This window comes from Actinopolyspora mortivallis DSM 44261 (assembly GCF_000384035.1).
In the GTDB taxonomy this organism is placed as follows: domain Bacteria; phylum Actinomycetota; class Actinomycetes; order Mycobacteriales; family Pseudonocardiaceae; genus Actinopolyspora; species Actinopolyspora mortivallis.
Genome location: NZ_KB913024.1, coordinates 284,428 through 304,489 on the forward strand (window position 1 = coordinate 284,428; position 20,062 = coordinate 304,489).

A 20,062-nucleotide genomic window follows, 5' to 3' on the forward strand; every position below is an offset into this window, starting at 1 on the left:
CCCCGGCTCCCGGCACGACCGGCCCGTGGGAGTGCCGCGCGGGACCGCCGCCCCAGGCCGATCGGGACCGCCGGTCGGTCAGAACATCCTTCCCCCGAGCGCCTCACCGCTTTCCCGGGGCTCGCCGGAGCGCACGGCCGCGGCCAGCAGCAACGCCCCGCCCAGCACCCAGTAGGGATCCCAGAGCAGCACGTAGTACCAGTACCAGTGCCCGGCCCCCTCCCCGCCCGGCAGGATCCCGGCCAGCACCAGAGCGTTGCCCACCAGCCCGAACAGGCCGTACAGCGCGCACACCACCCCGGAGATCCAGAGCAGCAGCGCGAGCCCCCCGCGCACCACGCGCCGTCGCCACCGGCGGGTGGCCAGCCACGCGACGACACCGATTCCCCCTTTGAGCAGTGCCGCCCCGAGGTTGGCCAGCACGAAGGCGGGGGCGGGATCGGAGGTCTCCAGCGGGTGCGTTCCGGTGCGCCCGCCGAAGGCCCAGAACACGTTCAGCGCGGCGAACAGCAGCGCCCACACCAGCGCCAGACGGTGCGGCAGGTGGTGGCGGCCTCCTCCGGTGCCCCTCACGGGGCGAAGCCTATCGGCCTTCCCGCGTGGTGACGACCGCGCCACATAACGTGACACGGTCGTCCTCCCGTCGGTGTCCGCGGGCTCCGGGCGGAGTCAGAAGCAGCTCGGCGCGTTCCAGTAGCGACTCGACCGGGTGTCCAGGTGGGTGTGGTCACCGTGTCCCGGCGCTCCCGGCCCGATGATGCCGTTGAAGCCGGAGTCACGGGCCTGGCGGGCCAGTTCGCACAGTGACGGGGCTCCCGTCAGGTCGGCGGCGGTTCCGTAGGTGTGCTTGCTGTTCGGGGCCCCGCCGACGTCGTCGTTGTGCGAGACGCTGCGGAACCCGGAACTGACGTACAGCGGGCGGTCCCCCAGCTTGTGCCGCAGCGCCTCCAGTTTCCACATGGTGCGCAGCACGTTCGTGCGCACGTTCGAGGTGCTGGTGTTGCCCCCGGAGAACCCGCTGCCGTCCCCGGAGGTGAACTCCCCCCAGGAGAAGTGGGCCGGGGTGCAGTCGGCGTCCTGGAGTTCGTAGACCTTGCCGAAGGTCTCGGGTCCGGCGATCCCGTCCACGGAGAGTCCGTAGCCGCGTTGGAAACGCTGCACCGCGGCCGCGGTCTCCGGGCCGTAGACCCCGTCGACGTCCACCGGGTCCCCGGAGGAGGCCCAGCCGGCCACGCGGACCTGGAGTTCGCGGACGTCGGAACCGCTGTCGCCCCGGCTGAGGGTGCGGTCCCACGTGTAACAGCCGTCGGCGGCCGCCTCGGGGGCGTTCACCGCCCCGAGACCTCCGAGCAGCCCCAGGCCCAGGGTGAACGCGCCGAGCAACCCGAGCGCGGCACGAGCTCTTCCTCGCATACTCGCCTCCTCGTGTGACCGTCGTGGTCCTTTCCGTGCCGGGCTCACCCGGCCAACGCCTCCCAGGTGCGGCTGCCCACGATCCCGTCGACCACCAGGCCGCGCTCGGACTGGAACCTCCGCACGGCGGTGGTGGTGTCCGGTCCGAACAGGCCGTCCACGGTGATCGAGAGTCGGTGCTGGACCGCCCGCACGGCGGATCCGCTGTCGCCGTCGCGCCGCCGGCGGATCGCCTGGTTCCACGTCTGGTGGCCCGCCAGCCCGTCGACGATGGCTCCGACGGCGCGTTGGAACTCCCGCACGGCGCTCTCCGTGGCGGGCCCGTAGACGCCGTCGGTGCTCAGGGAGGCGCCGTGCTCGTTCATCAGGTACTGCACGGTTCGGACCCGTTCCCCGGTGTCGTCGGGGCGCACCAGCGGCCAGCTCAGCCCGGTGGGATCCCCGCCGATCTCGGCGGCCACGTCCCGGCGCAGCCGGGGCAGCAGCGCGTGGAGGCGGTCTCCGGGGCAACCGGTGGCGTTGAAGTCCCGGTGGCCGTGGATCTCGTGGGCTCCGATGCCGTACTCGCCGCACAGCAGGACACACAGCTCGACCAGCCTCGTGTACTGCTCCCGTCGTGGTTCCACGGTGTCGTAGGTGCCCTCGTTCTCGATGCCCAGGGCGAGCCGGTTCTGGCCGAACGCGTGGGCGCCGACCACGTGCCGCGACCGGCCGAGCGCGGACAGGCTGTGGTGTCTGCCCTCGGTGACGTGGCCGCCCCGGCTGAGCGTGAAGTGCTGGCCGGTGTCGATCCACCCGTTGGTGTCCATGTGGTGGTCCTGGATGGACCGGGCCAGGCGGAAGGCGTGCTGTCGGGAGTAGTCGGTGCTGTTGGGGGTGGCGGTGTGGTGGATGACGATCCTGCGGGGAGCGTGTCCGAGCGTCTCGATCGCCGCGCTCGGCGGGCGGGCCCCCCATGCCTCGGTGCCGGCGATCTCCGGTGTTCCGTCGACAGCGGCGAGGCCGGTGTCGGGCAGCGCCAGCACCCCCATCCCGGCGAGTGCCGTGTACAGGAAGCCACGTCTGTTCGGGCCGTGCGCCCCGTGGGACGGACCGGGCATTGCCCCTCCAACGAACCGGAAACGGGCGAGCGCGGCCGAGGGGCCGGGTGGAACGGGCTCGGACGACGGTGCTCGCGAGTGGACGATTTTCGGTTCTGCGTTCGTCGAAGGGGATTCTTCCCGGAGCGGGAGGAGGTCAACAAGACGATGGGCGGGAATCCGCCGAATTCTCGGACGTCCGGCCGAGTGCGTTGCCTCCTCCGGACCAGCGGCGGTGTCCCGGGAACACGACACGAGGACGGGCCCGGCCGTGGCCGGGCCCGTGGGAAACACCCCGGAGCCTCCGAACGGCGGGAGGTCCGGCTTCTCGGCGGGTTACGCTCCCGCGGTGACGGTTCCGGGGGAGCCGGGTTCCTCGGATCCGACGGGGGTGCTTTCCTCCTCGGAGGTTTCCGAACCGCGGAGGCCGTTGAACAGCAGGTTCAGCGCCAGGGCCACCAGGCAGCCGGTGCTGATGCCCGAGTCGAGAACGGTGCGCAGGGCCGCTGGGAAGTGCTCGTAGAAGTTCGGGGAGACGATCGGGATCATGCCGATCCCGAGAGAACCGGCCACCACCAGCGCGTTGAGTGAGTCGCCCAGGTCGGCCTTGGCCAGTGTCTTCATGCCGCTGGCCGCGACCGACCCGAACAGCACCAGCGCGGCGCCGCCCAGCACGGGTTTGGGCACCAGGGAGACGACCGCGCCCGCGATGGGGAACAGTCCCAGCAGGATCAGCACACCACCGGCGGCGGCCACCACGAAGCGGCTCTTGACCCTGGTCAGCGCGACCAGACCGATGTTCTGCGCGAACGCGCTACAGGTGAAACCGCCGAACACCGCACTGAGCGCGCTGCCCGCGCCGTCGGCGCGCAGCCCGGCCGCGATGGTCTTCTCACCCGCGGGGCGGTCGACGATCTCACCGAGGGCGATCATGTCCGCGGTGCTCTCCATCATGGCGACCAGCATCACCACGCAGATGGAGATGGTGGCCGAGAGGTTGAAGGCGGGGGAGGCCATTTCGAAGGGCATCGGCACGTCGAAGATCGGCGCACTCGCGAAGGTGCCGGTGTCCACCGCTCCCAGGGGCCAGGCCACGAGCGTGCCGATGATCAGTCCGATGAGCAGGGCGATCCGGTTCAGGAAACCGGTCAGCACCCTGTTGAGCACGAGCACCAGCAGGAAGGTGCCCGCTCCGAGACCGACGCGCAGGGGCGAGGCGAAGTCCGCAGCCTCGGAGTCCTGTCCCGCGATCCAGCCGATGGCCACCGGGAACAGCGACAACCCGATCAGGGTGATCACGGTTCCGTTGACCAGCGGGGGAAAGAAACGGACGAGCCGGGAGAAGTAGGGAGCCGCGATGAAGGCGAGGATGCCCGCTATCAGCACCGATCCGTACACCACGGAGAGGGCCTGTTGCTGGTCGTGCTGGGCGACGATGGCCAGGATGGGGGCCACCGAGCCGAAGGTGACGCCGTTGACGAACGGCATGCGTGCCCCGATACGCCACACGCCGATCGCCTGCAGCAGGGTCGCCAGCCCGGCCGTGAGCAGGCTCGCGCCGATCAGCAGGGTCATGTCCAGCGGGTCGAGTTCGAGAGCCTGGCCGATGATGAGTGGGGGTGCCACCACGCCCGCGTACATCGCGGCGATGTGCTGCACACCGTAGGCGAACAGTTTGCCGGCGGGCAGCATCTCGTCCACGGGATGGATGTTCTCTCTTCCGTTCCTGGTGCCGCGATTGCGCCTGGTGAGGAACAGTGGCATAGGGGACTCCTGAGCGCGGAGAAGATAGTATACTGCTGCTAAATCAATTCTGGATTCTTGGTCTCGGATCGAGGGTCGGATTCCGGTTAATTTCTTGTTTCCGGAACGAAGAAATGTTTCGGAGGAAAACAATAGGGCCGTCGGTGGTTTTCCGACGGCCCCGGGAACCGGATCAGAATTCGGGGAGGCTGTACCAGGCCGCCGGGGCCGGGTCCACGTCGTCCCTGGTGACGGTTCCCTCGATGAGTCCGTAGGGACGGTCCGCCGCGAAGAAGACCTCGTTGTCGTTGTCCAGTCCGAACCTGTCGAGGTCGACGAGGAAGTGGTGCTTGTTCGGCAGGGACATCCGCACCTCGGCCACCTCGGGGCGCTTCTCCAGCACCGCCTTGCCCATGGCGTACAGGCTCTGCTGCAACGCGTAGCTGTGCGTGGTGGCGAAGGTTTCGAGCAGGATCTCGCGGACAGCCTCGAAACTCTTCGCCCAGTCCAGGTCGGTGCTCAGGTAACGCCAGCGGGCGGTCACGGCCGTGGCCAGGATGCGGTCGTCGGTCTCGGCCAGCGTGGTGAACCGGTCCTTGGGGTAGCCCCAGAACTCCGAACCCGTGGACTTGAGGACCACGAGGTCCTTGAGTCCGGAGACGACGTGGGTCTCCGAGCCGTCGATGGTCACCGCGGTGGTGCGCTTCTCGTCGCTGGAGCGGGCGAAGGAGTGGTCGTGTCCCGCCCCACCGACCGGGATGCGTTCCCAGGAGTACTCGTCGATGAGGATCCGCGCCCCGGTCACCGGCGGCTGGGTGTCGACGAAGTGCCGTCCGAGCCGCATGGCGAAGTCCTCGATCTCGCCGACCGACTGTTCCTTCGCCAGGCCGTAGACCGTGTTCTTCTGGGTGTCGGTGGGCAGCACCTTGGCGTTGTCGCCGGTGTGGTGGGTGTCGTCGAAGTCACCGCGCAGCGAGGTGCTCACGTTGAGGTCCTTGATGCTGTGCCTGCTGCTGTCCCGGTTGACGGTGACGATGCGGCACTCGGACTTTCCGTACTGGTTGGGGCCCATGACGATGCCCATGAGCTGATCAGCTCCCTCGGTAGGTGGAATATGCGAACGGGCTCAGCAACAGCGGCACGTGGTAGTGCTGCTCCGCATCCGCGATGCGGAAGGTGATCTGCACCTGGGGGTAGAAGGAGTCGACGCCCAGTTCCCGGAAGTAGGCTCCGGTTTCGAAGGTCAACCTGTAGGTGCCCTCGCTCAGGCGGCTCGGTCCGAGCCGCCTGACCCTGCCGTCCTCGTTGGTCACCGAGTCACCGAGGTGGTTCCACGTCTGTCCGGAGGCCTGCTCCAGCGTGACGGCCACCCCCGCCGCGGGCAGTCCCCGGGAGGAGTCGAGGACGTGTGTGGTGACGGCACTCGTGCTTGTCTCGCTCACGCTTCGATCACTCTCGCCAGTCGTAGTCGTGCGATCTTGCGCAGTTCGTCGGCGACGACGCGCATCTCGGTAGCCGGGTCGTTGTCCAGTCGGGAACGCAGGATCTCCAGCAGTTCCCGCCCGCTGCGGCCGCTGGCGCACACCAGGTAGACGTGTCCGAACCGGCGTTCGTACTCCTCGTTGGCCTCGGCCAGCTCCACGGCGAGCTGGGTGTCGTCCGCGTCGACCCCGGACTGCTCGCGACGGGACCAGGAGGCCGCGGTGTCCTTGCCGGTGGAACGCTGTCCGATGCGCGGGTGGGCGGCCAGCGCGGAGTGGATCTCGTCCTCGGTGAGGTCGGAGGCGGCCCGGTCGGCCACCTCGTAGAGTTCCTCGTCCGACCGGTAGGGCCGCCGGTCGGCGATCTCGTTGGCCCAGCGTCGCACGTCCAGGCACGCCAACAGCTGTTTGACCAGCTCCGGACGGGGCAGGTTGTTCAGTCTGGCCAGCCCCGGCCCGGCTCCGGTGGAAGATGGTGCTGACATTGGCAAAACCCCACGGTTCGCGTGGTTGTTCTCCTCGGGTTCACCTGAATGTCCCCTCGGAGCGGTTGAGGGCAAAAGCTAAGTCCGCCCCCGCGTGGGTGTCAACACTTTGTTGAAATCTGCTGGTGGAGAACTGTGCGTCCGCACAACGGGCGCACAGTTCCGGTACGTGCTTCGTCCGGAACGCTCCGTTGTTCCTGCTCCGTTCGGCGGCAGCGCGGTCCCGCTGAGGCGCGAAGCGGTGCCGCTCCGAGCGAGGGGCGAGGTCCGGCGGGGCGGGTGGACTCCCGGGAGAACACCGCCGGGGCGCCTCAGGGTGTGCCGGAGTGTTCCGGGCGGGAGCGTGGAAGGGGCGCCGCCGCGCGGGTCAGGAGCGTTCGCGGTTCAGGTAGTTGTACACGGTGAAGCGGCTGACCCCCAGCGCCCTGGCCACCGACTCCGCCGACTTGCGCAGGGTGAAGGCTCCGCGCTCCTCCAGGAGGCGGACCGCCCGCTGTTTGTCCGCCCGGGAGAGGTCGGCCAGCTTGCCGCCGAGTTCGGATTCGACCTGGGCGATCACCCTGTCCAGGGCGCTGGTGATCTCCTCCTCGGGCAGGCGGACCGCCACCACCGGGCTGCCCTGCCAGTAGAGCAGCACGTCGCCGGGTTCGCGCTCCTCCACGGGAACGGTGGTGGCCCCGATTCGGCTGAGCAGGGGCTGAATCGCTGATGTCAGCGGATGCACGCGGATAACCTCAACTGTCCTGGGATTCGTCCTCGACGGTGACCTGCATGGTGATCCGGTCGGCGCCCGCGTCGAGTGCCCGCTCCATCACCCGGGAGAGCGCGGCCAGCACGGCGCCCCGTTCACCGCTGATCGCGGTGCCCAACGGTCCGAACTCGGGATCGAGGCCGGACTCGCGCAGGACGTCCCGCGCGATGGCGGCATGGCTGGGTGGCTCGCCCTCCCCTTCGAAGGGTTCCGTCGTGAACTCGGCTCTGAGGTTCATCGGGCACCTGCCGCTTCGTCGGACTCTCTCGTACGGGGCGCCACGGTAGCCCCTCCGGCGGCAACGGTGTTGACCCTGCCGAGGACGCTGATTATTCTATCGCTGTACGAAATAAAAGTTTCACTTCGTGAAATAAGTAGGGGGCACGGATGCATCGCTTCCCGTACGCCGTCAACACCTCGATCCTGTTCACCGAGCTCGACGTGCTGTCCCGCCCGGCCGCGGCCAAGGCCGCCGGTTTCGACGCGATCGAGTTCTGGTGGCCCTTCAGCGAGGCCGTTCCCAGCGACGGCGAGGTGGACAGGTTCGTCCGGGCGGTCGACGAGGCCGGGGTCTCCCTGGTGGGGCTGAACTTCTTCGCCGGGGACATGCCCGCCGGTGACCGGGGGGTGCTCTCGCACCCGAAACGCTCCTCCGAGTTCGCCGACAACGTCGACGTGGCGGTGGGAATCGGAGCCCGGCTGGGGTGCAGGGCGTTCAACGCCCTCTACGGCAACCGCATCGAGGGGATGCTGCCCGCCGACCAGGACACCACCGCCGTGGAGAACCTGATCACCGCCGCGAAGGGGGCGGCCCGCGTCGACGGAACCGTGCTGATCGAGCCGGTGAGCGGCACCCCCACCTACCCGCTGAAGACGGCGGCCGACGCGGTGAGCGTCATCGACCGGGTGCACCAGGCGGGTGGGGTCGAGAACCTGCGGCTGCTCTTCGACCTCTACCACCTGATCACGAACGGGGACGACCCGGCGGCGGCCATCGACCGCTACGCCGACCGGATCGGACACGTGCAGATCGCCGACGCACCGGGGCGCAACGAGCCCGGGACGGGCGAGGTGGACTTCGCCGACTACTTTGCCCGGCTGGAGAAGGCCGGCTACCGCGGCTACGTCGCCTGCGAGTACAAGCCCAGCGGGGCCAGCGCCGACAGCTTCGGCTGGATGAGGTGAGCCCCGAGTCCCCTGGCCGGTGGGCACGGACGCCTCGGGAAAGCCCGTGCCCCGGCGGGAACGGGAACGCGGCGCCGGGTGCGGACCGCCCGGAGGCCGCTTCACCACGGCGGGAACACACTGTGAGACCCAAGGGAAGGAACGAGGATGACCAGGATCGGATTCGTGGGACTCGGCATCATGGGTGGCCCGATGGCGGCCAACCTCGTCGAGGCGGGCTACGAGGTGACCGGCTACAACCGCAGCAGCGCCAAGGTGGAGAAGCTGGTCGCCGCCGGTGGCAAGGGCGCCCGGGACGTCGCCGAGGCGGTCTCCGACGCCGACGTGATCATCACGATGCTGCCCGACTCGCCGGACGTGGAGAACGTGGTCCTCGGCGAGGACGGAGTGCTCGCCCACGCCAGGAGCGGGGCCCTGCTGATCGACTGCAGCACCATCCGCCCCGAGGTCTCCCGCACCGTCGCCGAGCGGGCGGCACAGCGTGGGGTGCGTGCGCTGGACGCCCCGGTCAGTGGTGGCGAACAGGGAGCCATCGACGGGGCCCTGTCCATCATGGTCGGTGGTGAGGCCGAGGCCTTCGCCGCCGCCGGTGAGGTGTTCGACGTGGTCGGCAAGACCGTGGTGCACGTCGGACCGGCCGGTTCGGGACAGACCGTCAAGGCCGCCAACCAGCTGATCGTGGCCGGAAACATCGCCCTGGTCGCCGAGGCGCTGGTCTTCCTGGAGGCCCACGGCGTGGACACCGAGTCCGCCTTCCAGGTGCTCGGCGGAGGTCTGGCGGGCAGCAAGGTGCTCGACGCCAAGAACCGCGGGATGCGCGAACGCACCTTCAAACCGGGCTTCCGGATCGAACTGCACAACAAGGACCTGGGCATCGTGCAGAGCGCGGCCCGCGAGTCCGGGGTCTCCACCCCGGTGGCAAGCCTCGTGGCGCAGCTGGTGGCCGCCGCCGTCGCCCAGGGCGACGGTTCGCTGGACCACTCCGGGTTGTTCCGGCAGATCGCCCGCCTCAACGGAACGGAGTGAGCGCAGGCACCCCCGGGGTGCCGAGGATCCGGCCGCGGGCTCCGGCTGCGGCCGGTCGGAGAGGAACACGGTGGAGCGGGTGGCTCAGCGCCGCCAAGCATCGGGCCACCCGCCCACCGGACACCCGGTCAGCAAGCAGAACCGGTGCGTGCGGACACGCGCCGGTGTCGTCGAAGGATCACCGCACCGAGCGTCACCGCGAAAGCCTCGCACCCGGCTGTGGGGGAAGGCAACCGCGCCGGCTCGGGTTTTCGCCGCGAAAGAGGTCGTTTGCACCATGCCGAAAGTTCCCGTCATGCAGGCCGTCGTCGACGTCCTCGAATCCGAGGGGGTGGACGTCGCCTTCGGTTGTCCAGGAGCGGCGATCCTGCCGCTGTACCAGGCGCTGGAACACCGCCAGATCCGGCACCGCACCGTGCGCCACGAGGAGGGCGCGACCCACATGGCCGACGGCTGGGCGCGCACCAACGGCAGGGTCGGTGTCGCCATCGGGACCTCCGGGCCCGCGGGCACGAACATGATCACCGGGCTCTACACCGCCCAGGCCGACTCGGTCCCGATGCTGTGTATCACCGGACAGGCCGTGTCCACCAAGCTCCACCAGGAGGCCTTCCAGGCGGTGGACATCGTCGAGGTGGCCCGCCCGGTCACCAAGTGGGCGGTGCAGGTCAAGGAGGCCGCCCAGGCGCCGTGGATCTTCCGGGAGGCGTTCCGGACCGCCCGGTCCGGACGCCAGGGGCCGGTGCTGGTGGACCTGCCGCTGGACGTCCAGCAGCAGGAGATCGAGTGGGACCCCGACATCGACGCGCCCCTGCCGGTGCAGCGCGTGGAGCCCCACCAGCCGAGGGTGGAGCGGGCCCTGGACATGCTGGAGCAGGCCCAGCGTCCGTTGATCCTGGCCGGCGGGGGTGTGGTGCTCGGCGAGGCCCACGAGAAGCTGCGTGAGGTGGCCGAACTGCTCGGGATCCCGGTGCAGGTCACCCTGATGGGTAAGGGTTCCTTCCCCGAGGACCACGAGCTGTGGGCGGGGATGACCGGTATCCAGACCAGTCAGCGCTACGGCAACCAGTCCTTCCTGGAGTCCGACCTCGTGCTGGCGCTGGGCGCGCGCTTCGGCGACCGGCACACCGGTGCGCTGGACGTCTACCGGGGGCAGCGCCGGTTCATCCACGTCGACATCGATCCGACCCAGCTCGGCAAGGTCTTCGGGCCGGACCTGGGCGTGGTCTCCGACACCGGCCCCTTCCTGGACGCCGTGCTGGAGACGGCCCGTGCTCGCGGGGCCGGGCCGCGCTACCGCTCCTGGGTGGACCGCGTCAACGAGCTGAAGAAGACCCACACCCGGCCCGAGGACTACGACGCGGTGCCCATCAAGGCACCCCGGGTGTTCAAGGAGATCAACGAGATCTTCGGGCCGGACACCTACTTCACCACCGCCATCGGGCTGTACCAGATCTGGTCCGGGCAGTTCCAGCGCACCCACAAGCCCCGGCACTACCAGGTGTGTGGGCAGGCCGGGCCGCTCGGCTGGGAGGTCCCCGCCGCGATCGGGGTCAAGTCCGCCCGGCCGGAGGCCGAGGTGGTCTCGGTGGTCGGGGACTACTCCTTCCAGTTCCTGGTGGAGGAGCTCGCCGTGGCCGCGCAGTACGACATCGGCTTCGTGATCATCATGCTGAACAACGAGTACCTCGGTCTGATCCGGATGGCCGAGGAGGGCTACGGGATGAACACCGAGGTCGACCTGCACTACGACGAGCACGGCACCGACAACGTCAAGGTGATGGAGGCCTACGGCTGCTCCGGTCGTCGGGTGTTCGAGCCCGGTGATCTGCGCGAGACCATCGAGTGGGCCCGCAAGGAGGCCGTGGCCACGAGCAGGCCGGTGCTGGTCGAGGTGATGATCGAGCGGGAGGCCAACACCGCCAACGGCGTGCGCATCGACGCGATGAAGGAGCCCGAGCCCCTCGACTGACTCCCCGAGTCGTCGCCCCGCGTGTTCGCGGGGCGTCCGTACCGGGTCGTCCGCCGTACGGTGGGTGGCCCCGGGTGCCCCCCGCGTCGGTGCCGGGCTCAATGGCGGGGGGCACCCGTTCCCGGATTTTTCGCTGTCCTCGCCAGCCGAGAGTGCGGAGCGTGTTGTGACTGGTCATGTTCTCGTCGCGCCGGACAAGTTCAAGGGATCGCTGACCGCCCCGGAGGTGGCCGAGGCGGTCGCCTCCGGGCTGCGCGACAGAGTGCCGGGGGTGGAGACGCGGTGTGTTCCCGTCGCCGACGGTGGGGACGGCACGGTGCGGGCCGCGCTGGCCACCGGGCTGTTCGAACCCGCGCGGGTGCGGGTGACCGGGCCGACCGGCAGGCGGGTGAGCGCCGAGATGGCGGTCAACGAGGACACCGCGGTGGTGGAGCTGGCCGCGGCCTCCGGGCTGGCGCTGCTGGCTCCGGGCGAGTTCGACCCGTTGACCGCCTCCAGCTTCGGTACCGGTGAGCTGATCGCCGCGGCGTTGGACCGCGGAGTGCGTACGGTCGTGCTCGGTGTCGGCGGCAGCGCCTCCACCGACGGGGGAGCCGGGATGCTCGCGGCCCTGGGAGCGCGTTTCCTGGACGGCTCGGGCGTGCCGATACCGCGGGGAGGGGGCGGGCTCGACCGGCTGGCCGAGGTGGACCTGTCCGGTCTGGACCCTCGTCTGTCCGCCGTGGACGTCGTTCTCGCCTCCGATGTGGACAACCCGTTGTGCGGCAGTGGCGGTGCCGCCCGGGTGTACGGTCCCCAGAAGGGGGCCGGTGAGCGGGAGGTGCGCCGACTCGACACCGCCCTGGAGCGCTTCGCCGTGCTGGTCGGACGGGCCAGCGGTCACTCGCCCGCGGAACGCCCCGGGGCCGGAGCCGCGGGCGGCGTGGGATTCGGGGCGATGGCGGTGCTGTCGGCGACGTTCCGTTCCGGCAGTGACGTGGTGCTGGAGCTGGCCGGTTTCGACCGGCACCTGGAGGGGGCGGCTCTGGTGGTCACCGGGGAGGGGGCGCTGGACGAGCAGACCCTGCGCGGCAAGGCGCCCGGTGTGGTGGCCTCCCGCGCGGTCAAGGCCGGGGTGCCCGCCGTGGCGGTGGCGGGGCAGTGCGCGCTGTCGGCGAGCGGGCTGAGCGAGGGCGGTTTCTCCGCCGTGTACGCGCTCTCGCACGTGCAGCCGAACACGCGGTTGTCGATCCGGCGGGCGGCCACGTTGCTGCACGGTCTGGGTGAGCACATCGCCGAGGACTGGCTGTGACCGTGGGCGGGAACGACCGTTCTCGGTGCGGGAGGTGGGGCGGCACGGCCGGAGCGGGAACGGCCTCCCACCCCGGCCGCCTCCACTCATCTCCGCCTGTTGCCCTGATCTCCCCGGTCGTAGGGGGTGCCGGCGAACAGGTCCCGTAGGTCACTCAACGAGCGCACCCCCTTGACGGCGAGCACCAGGTATATCGGGGTCACCAGTACCGCGATCGAGAAGCCGATGATGCCCAGGATCTCCATGTGTTCCTCCTACGCGAGGATAACTATTTGTGCTAGTTAAAGTAGCACAAATATACTGCTGCTGTGGAGTTTTCGCTGGGAGATCCTGTCGACGGGCCGTTGCACGAGCGGGTGGCGGCGGCCGTGCGTCGGGCCGTCGCCACCGGGGAGCTGGTGAGGGGATCCCGACTGCCGACGGCGCGTGAGCTCGCCGACCGGTTCGGCGTCAACACCAACACCGTGCTGCGTGGCTATCGCCAGCTCTCCGGTGAGGGACTGATCGAACTGCGCAGGGGGCGGGGCGCCGTGGTGGTGGGTGAGGCCGATCTGGCCCGGCTCAACCACCTGGTCGACGAACTGTTGGCCGAGGCGGCCCGAGTGGGCATGAGTCGCGGTGAGCTGGTCGCGCTGCTGACGAGGCGGTCCTGAGCCCTGTTGCTCGACGGGGCGTTCGCGGTGTCCCGTCCCCGGCGCGCTCGCCGAGGGAGACGGGGGTTGACCGGACGCCACACCGAGGTTCAACATTTTGTTGAAATCTAGTTGGGAGGTTGCAGCGGTGGTCGAATCCGCCAGTTCCTCCGGCCCGGAATACGATCTCGTGTTCCGCGCGCGGAGGATGATCGGCCCGAACGGGGAGTCCTCCGGCAGCGTGGGCGTCCGCGACGGCCGCATAGCCGCGGTGGAGTCCCTGGAGACATCCATGAACGGCGCCCGCACGGTCGAACTCGCCGAGGACGAGGTGCTGCTGCCGGGCATGGTCGACAGCCACGTGCACGTCAACGACCCAGGCCGTTCCGAGTGGGAGGGCTTTCCCACCGCCACCCGCGCGGCGGCCGAGGGCGGCATCACCACGATCGTGGACATGCCGCTGAACTGCCTGCCTCCCACCATCGACGCCGAGTCGCTGGAGGTCAAGCGCAAGGTCGCCGAGGGCAACGTGCACGTCGACGTGGGCTTCTGGGGCGGTGCGGTGCACGGCAACCACGACAGACTGCGCGGCCTGCACGAGAGCGGGGTCTACGGCTTCAAGTGCTTCCTGCTGCACTCGGGGGTGGACGAGTTCCCCCCACTGGACCCCACCGAGCTGGAACAGGCCCTGCGCACGGTGGCCGCCCTGGACGCGATGATGATCGTGCACGCCGAGGACTCCGCGGCGATCGAACACGCGCCGAGCGCCCACGGGGAGAACTACCGGGACTTTCTGGCCTCGCGACCGCGTGGGGCGGAGAACATGGCGATCGCCCAGGTGCTGGAACTGGCCCGACGCACCGGCGCCCGGGTGCACATCCTGCACCTGTCCTCCTCCGACGCACTGCCGATGATCGCCTCCGCGCGGGCCGACGGGGTGCGGGTGACCGTGGAGACCTGCCCGCACTACCTGTCCTTCGTCTCCGAGGAGATCCCGGACGGGGCCACCCAGTTCAAGTGCTGCCCGCCGGTCCGCGAGGCCACCAACCGCGAACTGCTGTGGAAGGGACTGGCCGACGGCACGATCGACTGCGTGGTCAGCGACCACTCGCCGTGCACGCCCGAGCTGAAACGGCTGGACATCGGGGACTTCGGGGTCGCCTGGGGCGGGGTGTCCAGCCTCCAGCTGGGACTCTCCGCGGTCTGGACCCAGGCGCGGCCACGCGGATTCACGCTGTCCGACGTCGTCTCGTGGATGTCGAGCGGACCGGCCCGGGTCGCCGGGCTGCGCTCCAAGGGGGCCATCGCCGTTGGAGCCGACGCGGACCTGTGCGTGTTCGCGCCGGACGAGGCCTTCGTGGTCGAGGCCGAGAAACTGCGGCACCGCAACCCGGTCACCGCCTACCACGGTCGCCCGCTGGCCGGGGTGGTGCGTTCCACCTGGTTGCGCGGCACTCGGATCGCGGGACCGGACGCCGAGACCACCCCTGTGGGCACGTTGCTCAGACGAGGAGAAGCATGAGTCAGCACCAGCGGTCCGCGACCGCCGACAACGACGCCTACCGCTCGTCCCTGCCCGACCTGGCCTCCCGTGTGTTCGGGGGATCGGTGGGACACGCCAACGACGAGCTGTTCGCCGAGCGGGAGAACCTCGTCAAGCCCGAGGAGCCCACCTACCAGCCCTACAGCTTCGGGCACAAGGGACAGATCTACGACGGCTGGGAGACCCGCAGGCGACGCGAGGCGGGCTTCGACTACGCGGTGATCGCGCTCGGGCTGCCCGGCCTGATCCGCAGGCTCGTGGTGGACACCTCGTTCTTCAAGGGCAACTACCCCCCGAAGGTCTCGGTGCAGGCGCGTGCCCTGGAGGGCTATCCCGACCCGGCCGAACTGGACGAGCGGGGTTGGGAAGAGATCCTGCCGCCCACCCCGGTGGAGGGCCACTCCAGGAACGTCTTCGATGTGGACCCACCGCACCGCTACACCCACGTCCGGCTGTGCATGCACCCCGACGGGGGTGTGGCCCGGCTGCGGGTGCACGGTGAGCCGGTGGCCGACCCGAGGTGGACCTCGGACCGGTTCGACCTGGCCGCGCTGGAGAACGGCGGCTCGGTGACCGGGTGCAGCAACATGTTCTTCTCCTCCCCGTCGAACCTGCTGGCCCCGGGGCTGGCCCGCGTGATGGGCGAGGGCTGGGAGACGGCCCGGCGCAGGGACGACGGCAACGACTGGGTCGCGGTGCGACTCGCCGCGGTGGGTGTGGTCGACCGTGCCGAGCTGGACACCAGCCACTTCAAGGGCAACGCTCCCGGCTGGGCGGCCCTCTCCGGGTGCGACGCCCGCGAGGAGGATCCGGAGGATCCCGCCGCGTGGACCGAGCTGCTGCCGCGCACCCGGCTGCTGCCGGACACCCGGCACCGTTTCCGACTTCCGGCGCGCAGGGAAGTCACCCATGTGCGGTTGGACGTGTTCCCCGACGGCGGTATGGCCCGTTTGCGGTTGTACGGGCGCGCCGCCGAGAGCGGGTCGCGCGAGCTGGCCGCACGGTGGTTCAACACCATGCCGCCGGAACAGGCGCGGGCAGTGCTCACCTCCGACGGCGGACTCGACGACGGGGCCGCCGAGGCACTGCTCGCGCGCAGGCCGCTGCCGCTCGGGGAGGAGCTCCCCGAACAGCTGCGTGCGCTGCTGGACAGCTGAGCCCACGGCTCACTCGGTCGCGGGCACCGGTGGGAACCGTAGTTTCTCGCGGAACCACTGTGTCACCGGTGCCCGCGCTCTGTCCCTCGTGGTCGGCCCGGCCGTCGGGTGCCTCCCGGCGGCCGGGCACGTGAGATCCGCGATGACCCTGTGCGGGCCCCGTGCCGGGCGTGGGCCGGGCACAGCGGCAACGCCTCCGGAGTGCGCTCCGGAGGCGTTGTGCTTTCGATTTCCGTGACGCGCCGGTTTCGCGTGAAACCGGCCGCCCCGGCGCTCCGGGGCCGTCTGGTTCGTCCGTTTTCCCGGCGAGCTCCGCCGTTCGGAGGTTACCGGCTGGTAGTTCTTGATCGCCCGTGTGTCGCCCTCCAGGATCCTGCCGAAAACACAGTGTCAAACAAGAAAAAACAAGATCGCACGGTGTTGGTTCAGGAGGTCCCATGGGCAGGGCACGTCGATTACGTCCCTCCGGCCGTTTGGCCACGGCGGCGGTACTGACCGTGGTGCTCCCGCTGCTGCCCGCCACGGCCCAGGCGCAACGCCCACCGGACGGGCCCACCGACCCGGTCACGACCGAGTCCTACCTGGAGAACCCCGGCATGGTGGGCGAGAACCAGCAGCCCCACCACGTCTACCTGCGTCCCTACGACAACGCGGAACAGGCGCTGCGCGCGGCCCGCCAGGACACCGCGGCCGAACGGGACCGCCCCACGCGGTGGACCAGGTCCCTGGACGGACAGTGGCGGTTCCGCTACGTCGAGCACCACCGGGAGCTCGACGGTAGGTGGCAGACGGGCCGTTCCACCCGGGAGTGGGACCGGATCTCCGTGCCCGGAGTCTGGCAACAACAGGGGTACGGACACCCGGTATACCGCAACGTCCCCTCGGAGATAGCCCCCTACGATCCGCCGAACGTCCCCGACGACGTCAACCCCACCGGGGCCTACGTCCGCGAGTTCCGCGTGCCCGACGACTGGGACGGCAGACGACAACTGCTGCGTTTCGAAGGCTCCACCAGCGGCACCTTCGTCTGGGTCAACGGCGAGTACGTCGGCTACGACCAGGGTGGTTACACCCCGGCCGAGTACGACGTGACCGAGCACCTGCGCCCCGGGCAGCGGAACACCGTCGCCGTGCGCGTGCACCGCTGGGGCTCGGGCAGCTACCTGGAGAACATGGACTTCTGGCACCTGTCCGGGATCTTCCGCGACGTCCGGATGTACAGCCTGCCGCGCACCCACATGTCCGACGTGACCGTGCGCACCGACCTGGACGACTCCCACACCGACGCCACCCTCGACCTCGGGGTCGAGCTGAGCCGCGTCGCCGGTGGCACCAGCGGTCCCCACCGGGTCCGGGCGAAGCTGTACGACCCCGACGGCTCCCGGATCGCCGAGTTCACCGGTGACACCGAGGTCCACGGGAACTCGGCGCGGCTCGAACTCTCCCGGAGGGTGGAGTCGCCCCGACTGTGGAGCGACGAGACCCCCGCCCTCCACACGGTGGTGCTGGAACTGCTCGGTCCCGACGGGACGGTGCTGCAAACCACCCAGCAGCCGGTGGGATTCCGGGAGGTCACCACCGAGAACGAGCGGATCCTGCTCAACGGCGAGCCCGTGCACCTGCGGGGGGTCAACCGGCACGAACACGACCCCGAGACCGGGCGCGCCCTCGACAGGAGGCGCCAGCGGCAGGACGTCGAGCTGATACGGCGCAACAACATCAACGCCGTGCGCACCTCGCACTACCCCAACGACCCCTACTGGTACCGGCTGGCCGACCGCAAGGGGCTGCTGCTGGCCGACGAGGTCGACATCGAGACTCACTACCGGGAGGACTGCTCGGCCGAACCGGAACGTGACTGCCTGGCCGACCGCCCCGAGTGGCAGGCGGCGTTCGCCGACCGGTTCGCCGCGATGGTCCAGCGTGACAAGAACCATCCCAGCGTGATCATCTGGGACACCGGCAACGAGGCCGGTCTCGGGCAGGCCCACTACGACATGGCCGACTACGCCCGGAACACCGACCCCACCAGGCTGCTCTACCACCAGGCGAACAACCACGGAGGCGACGCCCCCTACGCCGACGTGGCCGGACCCCGTTACCCCTCGCCCGGGGCGTTGGAGGAGATCGCTCGCACCACGACCAAACCCGTGGTGATGGGGGAGTGGCTGCACGCCATGGGCAACAGCCTCGGCCACTACGAGGACATGTGGCGCACCATCCGGAACCACCCCTCACTGCGGGGCGGGTTCGTGTGGGACTGGGTCGACCAGGGACTGTCCCGCCCGCTGCGCGTGCTGCCCGACTCCTCGGGCAACGACATCCCCGTCCACGTCAACGGCAACCCGTCACTTGTGGACGGAGTGAGTGGCCGGGGGCTGGAGCTGTCCGGTCTGGACGACTGGGCCCAGGCCTACCGGGCCCCGGAACTGGACGTCACAGGCAGGGAAGTGACCCTGGACATCCGGGTGAAACCGCTCTCCTGGAAGGGGTCGAACACCTTCCTCGCCAAGGGCGACAGGCAGTGGGCGTTGCAGATGCCCGACCGGGACCACGTCGAGTTCTTCGTCTACGGCGAAGGGGAGTGGCACACCGCGCGGGTGCGGATCCCCGAGGACTGGTGGGGCAACTGGCACCGGGTCACCGGCACCTACGACGGCAGTGAGGTGCGGCTGTTCCTGGACGGTGAGCAGGTGGCCTCCGAACCCTACGACGGAACGATCGCCCAGAACACCATGTACACGGTCACCATAGGCCGCAACCAGGAGAAACACCGGGACAACTTTGCCGGGCGCACGGCCCACGCCGTGGTCGACAACGCCCGGATCTACGACCGGGCGCTGCCCGTCGGGCAGCTCGTGGCGGGCAGGGACCCGACCGAACGGGCGGTGCTGGCGCTGAACTTCGACCGGCAGCGCGAGCGGGGCAGCTACCGGACCTACGGAGCCTCGCCCTTCGTGGCCAACGGGCTGGTGAACGCCGACCGCGAACCCCAGCCGGAGCTGAAACAACTCGCCCACAGCCACGCGCCGGTGCGGTTCGACACCGTCGAAGGGGCCCCCGACGCCGCCGACGGCCGGTTCGTGGTGCGCAACCTCAACCACACGTTGAGCACCTCGGTCTACGACCTGACCTGGCAGCTGCGCGAGAACGGCCGGACCGTGGCCGAGGGTCCGATCGACGTGACGGTGCCGCCGGGGCAGAGCCGCCGGGTCGAACTCGACCTGCCCCCGGCCGAGCGGACGGAACGCTTCCTGGTGCTGCGGGCCGAGCTGCGCGAGGCCGCGCGGGGAATCCCGACCGGTCATCCCGTGGCCTCCGAACAGCTCGCCGCCGGTGGCAGCAGGCCACCGGCGGCACCGGGCACGACCGCGCTGGCCGAGACGGACGGGCAACTGTCGGTGGAGAGCACGCGGCGGGAGATCCACGTCCGCGGCGCGGACTTCGACTACACCTTCGACCGCGCCGAGGGGACGTTGAGCTCGCTGTCCCCCGACGGGGCCCGGCGGTTGGTCTCCGGCCCGGAACTGGACGTATTCCGTGCCCCGATCGGCAACGAGTGGAGCGACTGGAGCGGGGTGAACGCCGAGGCGAAGTTCCGCGCGGTCGGACTGGACCGGCTGGAGAGCGAGGTCCGCTCGGTGCGGGTGGACCGGGACGAAGCGGGACGGGCCCGGGTGGTCGTGCACACTCGCTCCTCGGCCCCCGACGTCTCCGGAAACGGGTTCGACAGCCGCTGGACCTACCGGATCGACGCCGGTGGCCGGGTCGAACTCGAACACCGGGTGCGGGCCTACGGGGAGCGGATGCGTTCGCTGCCGTGGCTGCCCCGGGTGGGGATGTCGCTGCGCGTGCCCGACTCGTTCGGGCAACTGAGCTGGTACGGACGCGGTCCCGGCGAGTCCTATCCCGACCGCAGGAGCGCCCAGCACGTCGGGCGCTGGTCGGGCAGCGTGGACGAGCAGTGGTTCGACTTCCTGCCACCGCAGGACAACGGGGTGAAGGTGGACACCGAGTGGGTGCACCTGTCCGGTGAGCGAGCCGGGATCTCGGTGGCCGGGGACGGGCTGGCGGTCTCCGCCGACCGGTACTCCACCGCGCACCGCACGGACTTCGCCCACCAGCTGCGGAAGGACCCCTTCGTGACCCTGCACGTCTCCGCCGACGTCACTGGCCTCGGTGACACCCCGAACCCGGTGCGGGACCGCTATCGGGTGCGGCCTGACCGCACGCACATCTACTCGGTGGTGCTGCGGCCCACCGCACACTGAGCAACCGGCGGGGCGGGGACCCCTCCCGCCCCG

The 20,062-nt window shown here is 69.9% G+C and carries 18 protein-coding genes; 8 read left to right on the plus strand and 10 right to left on the minus strand.

Annotated elements, in window-relative coordinates; translation table 11 throughout:
* Positions 1 to 78: 78 nt before the first annotated feature.
* The 9 genes from ACTMO_RS0101495 to ACTMO_RS0101535 all read right to left on the minus strand — a co-directional run bounded on the left by ACTMO_RS0101495 (position 79) and on the right by ACTMO_RS0101535 (position 7,190).
* Positions 79 to 573, minus strand: coding sequence for a DUF3995 domain-containing protein (locus ACTMO_RS0101495; RefSeq protein WP_019852880.1), 495 nt, complete (start codon positions 571 to 573; stop codon positions 79 to 81).
* A 96-nt stretch (positions 574 to 669) separates the two neighbouring features.
* Positions 670 to 1,413, minus strand: coding sequence for a M15 family metallopeptidase (locus ACTMO_RS23850; protein ID WP_019852881.1), 744 nt, complete (start codon positions 1,411 to 1,413; stop codon positions 670 to 672).
* Positions 1,414 to 1,457: 44 nt separating this feature from the next.
* The gene (locus tag ACTMO_RS0101505) at positions 1,458 to 2,513 is read right to left on the minus strand and encodes a peptidoglycan recognition protein family protein (RefSeq protein WP_019852882.1); all 1,056 of its coding nucleotides are present in this window, start codon (positions 2,511 to 2,513) and stop codon (positions 1,458 to 1,460) included.
* 315 nt (positions 2,514 to 2,828) lie between these two features.
* On the minus strand, positions 2,829 to 4,256 hold the full coding sequence (locus tag ACTMO_RS0101510) for a nucleobase:cation symporter-2 family protein (RefSeq protein ID WP_019852883.1): 1,428 nt from the start codon (positions 4,254 to 4,256) through the stop codon (positions 2,829 to 2,831).
* 172 nt (positions 4,257 to 4,428) lie between these two features.
* The gene (pucL, locus tag ACTMO_RS0101515; RefSeq protein WP_019852884.1) at positions 4,429 to 5,319 is read right to left on the minus strand and encodes a factor-independent urate hydroxylase; all 891 of its coding nucleotides are present in this window, start codon (positions 5,317 to 5,319) and stop codon (positions 4,429 to 4,431) included.
* Positions 5,320 to 5,326: 7 nt separating this feature from the next.
* On the minus strand, positions 5,327 to 5,677 hold the full coding sequence (gene uraH, locus ACTMO_RS0101520) for a hydroxyisourate hydrolase (RefSeq protein WP_019852885.1): 351 nt from the start codon (positions 5,675 to 5,677) through the stop codon (positions 5,327 to 5,329).
* The gene (uraD, locus tag ACTMO_RS0101525) at positions 5,674 to 6,201 is read right to left on the minus strand and encodes a 2-oxo-4-hydroxy-4-carboxy-5-ureidoimidazoline decarboxylase (RefSeq protein WP_019852886.1); all 528 of its coding nucleotides are present in this window, start codon (positions 6,199 to 6,201) and stop codon (positions 5,674 to 5,676) included. Before uraD ends, uraH begins: the two co-directional genes overlap by 4 nt.
* 367 nt (positions 6,202 to 6,568) lie before the next feature.
* Positions 6,569 to 6,925, minus strand: coding sequence for a helix-turn-helix domain-containing protein (locus ACTMO_RS0101530; RefSeq protein WP_019852887.1), 357 nt, complete (start codon positions 6,923 to 6,925; stop codon positions 6,569 to 6,571).
* 10 nt (positions 6,926 to 6,935) lie between these two features.
* On the minus strand, positions 6,936 to 7,190 hold the full coding sequence (locus ACTMO_RS0101535; RefSeq protein ID WP_019852888.1) for a thiamine-binding protein: 255 nt from the start codon (positions 7,188 to 7,190) through the stop codon (positions 6,936 to 6,938).
* 149 nt (positions 7,191 to 7,339) lie between these two features.
* On the opposite strand from ACTMO_RS0101535, the gene ACTMO_RS0101540 reads away from it, so the two are divergent.
* The 4 genes from ACTMO_RS0101540 to ACTMO_RS0101555 all read left to right on the plus strand — a co-directional run bounded on the left by ACTMO_RS0101540 (position 7,340) and on the right by ACTMO_RS0101555 (position 12,426).
* Positions 7,340 to 8,137, plus strand: a complete 798-nt coding sequence (locus ACTMO_RS0101540) for a hydroxypyruvate isomerase family protein (RefSeq protein WP_019852889.1) — start codon at positions 7,340 to 7,342, stop codon at positions 8,135 to 8,137.
* Positions 8,138 to 8,284: 147 nt separating this feature from the next.
* Complete coding sequence (locus ACTMO_RS0101545) at positions 8,285 to 9,163, plus strand: 2-hydroxy-3-oxopropionate reductase (RefSeq protein WP_019852890.1); 879 nt, start codon at positions 8,285 to 8,287, stop codon at positions 9,161 to 9,163.
* 277 nt (positions 9,164 to 9,440) lie between these two features.
* Positions 9,441 to 11,135, plus strand: coding sequence for a glyoxylate carboligase (gcl, locus tag ACTMO_RS0101550; protein ID WP_084791997.1), 1,695 nt, complete (start codon positions 9,441 to 9,443; stop codon positions 11,133 to 11,135).
* A gap of 166 nt (positions 11,136 to 11,301) precedes the next feature.
* Positions 11,302 to 12,426: a glycerate kinase gene (locus tag ACTMO_RS0101555; protein ID WP_019852892.1), complete on the plus strand. Its 1,125-nt coding sequence runs from the start codon at positions 11,302 to 11,304 to the stop codon at positions 12,424 to 12,426.
* 86 nt (positions 12,427 to 12,512) lie between these two features.
* Here the strand turns inward: ACTMO_RS0101555 and ACTMO_RS22735 are convergent, their stop codons facing one another.
* Positions 12,513 to 12,671 carry a hypothetical protein gene (locus ACTMO_RS22735; protein ID WP_019852893.1) on the minus strand — a complete coding sequence of 53 codons (159 nt, stop codon included), beginning with the start codon at positions 12,669 to 12,671 and terminating at the stop codon, positions 12,513 to 12,515.
* A 63-nt stretch (positions 12,672 to 12,734) separates the two neighbouring features.
* On the opposite strand from ACTMO_RS22735, the gene ACTMO_RS0101565 reads away from it, so the two are divergent.
* From ACTMO_RS0101565 to ACTMO_RS0101580, 4 genes are all read left to right on the plus strand, one after another.
* Positions 12,735 to 13,079 carry a GntR family transcriptional regulator gene (locus ACTMO_RS0101565; RefSeq protein WP_033401480.1) on the plus strand — a complete coding sequence of 115 codons (345 nt, stop codon included), beginning with the start codon at positions 12,735 to 12,737 and terminating at the stop codon, positions 13,077 to 13,079.
* A 127-nt stretch (positions 13,080 to 13,206) separates the two neighbouring features.
* Complete coding sequence (gene allB, locus ACTMO_RS0101570) at positions 13,207 to 14,580, plus strand: allantoinase AllB (protein ID WP_019852895.1); 1,374 nt, start codon at positions 13,207 to 13,209, stop codon at positions 14,578 to 14,580.
* Positions 14,577 to 15,758: an allantoicase gene (gene alc / locus ACTMO_RS0101575; RefSeq protein ID WP_019852896.1), complete on the plus strand. Its 1,182-nt coding sequence runs from the start codon at positions 14,577 to 14,579 to the stop codon at positions 15,756 to 15,758. The genes allB and alc overlap by 4 nt, the downstream gene beginning before the upstream one ends.
* A gap of 437 nt (positions 15,759 to 16,195) precedes the next feature.
* The gene (locus ACTMO_RS0101580; protein WP_019852897.1) at positions 16,196 to 20,029 is read left to right on the plus strand and encodes a glycoside hydrolase family 2 TIM barrel-domain containing protein; all 3,834 of its coding nucleotides are present in this window, start codon (positions 16,196 to 16,198) and stop codon (positions 20,027 to 20,029) included.
* Positions 20,030 to 20,062: the final 33 nt, after the last annotated feature.

What these genes read in the sequence shown, in the direction of transcription:
- ACTMO_RS0101545 (WP_019852890.1), top strand. Translation starts at nt 8,285, where the DNA reads ATGACCAGGATCGGATTCGTGGGACTCGGCATCATGGGTGGCCCGATG.
- ACTMO_RS0101535 (WP_019852888.1), bottom strand. Translation starts at nt 7,190, where the DNA reads ATGAACCTCAGAGCCGAGTTCACGACGGAACCCTTCGAAGGGGAGGGC.
- ACTMO_RS0101540 (WP_019852889.1), top strand. Translation starts at nt 7,340, where the DNA reads ATGCATCGCTTCCCGTACGCCGTCAACACCTCGATCCTGTTCACCGAG.
- ACTMO_RS0101505 (WP_019852882.1), bottom strand. Translation starts at nt 2,513, where the DNA reads ATGCCCGGTCCGTCCCACGGGGCGCACGGCCCGAACAGACGTGGCTTC.
- ACTMO_RS23850 (WP_019852881.1), bottom strand. Translation starts at nt 1,413, where the DNA reads ATGCGAGGAAGAGCTCGTGCCGCGCTCGGGTTGCTCGGCGCGTTCACC.
- alc (WP_019852896.1), top strand. Translation starts at nt 14,577, where the DNA reads ATGAGTCAGCACCAGCGGTCCGCGACCGCCGACAACGACGCCTACCGC.
- uraD (WP_019852886.1), bottom strand. Translation starts at nt 6,201, where the DNA reads ATGTCAGCACCATCTTCCACCGGAGCCGGGCCGGGGCTGGCCAGACTG.
- ACTMO_RS0101580 (WP_019852897.1), top strand. Translation starts at nt 16,196, where the DNA reads ATGGGCAGGGCACGTCGATTACGTCCCTCCGGCCGTTTGGCCACGGCG.
- gcl (WP_084791997.1), top strand. Translation starts at nt 9,441, where the DNA reads ATGCCGAAAGTTCCCGTCATGCAGGCCGTCGTCGACGTCCTCGAATCC.
- ACTMO_RS0101510 (WP_019852883.1), bottom strand. Translation starts at nt 4,256, where the DNA reads ATGCCACTGTTCCTCACCAGGCGCAATCGCGGCACCAGGAACGGAAGA.
- pucL (WP_019852884.1), bottom strand. Translation starts at nt 5,319, where the DNA reads ATGGGCATCGTCATGGGCCCCAACCAGTACGGAAAGTCCGAGTGCCGC.
- ACTMO_RS22735 (WP_019852893.1), bottom strand. Translation starts at nt 12,671, where the DNA reads ATGGAGATCCTGGGCATCATCGGCTTCTCGATCGCGGTACTGGTGACC.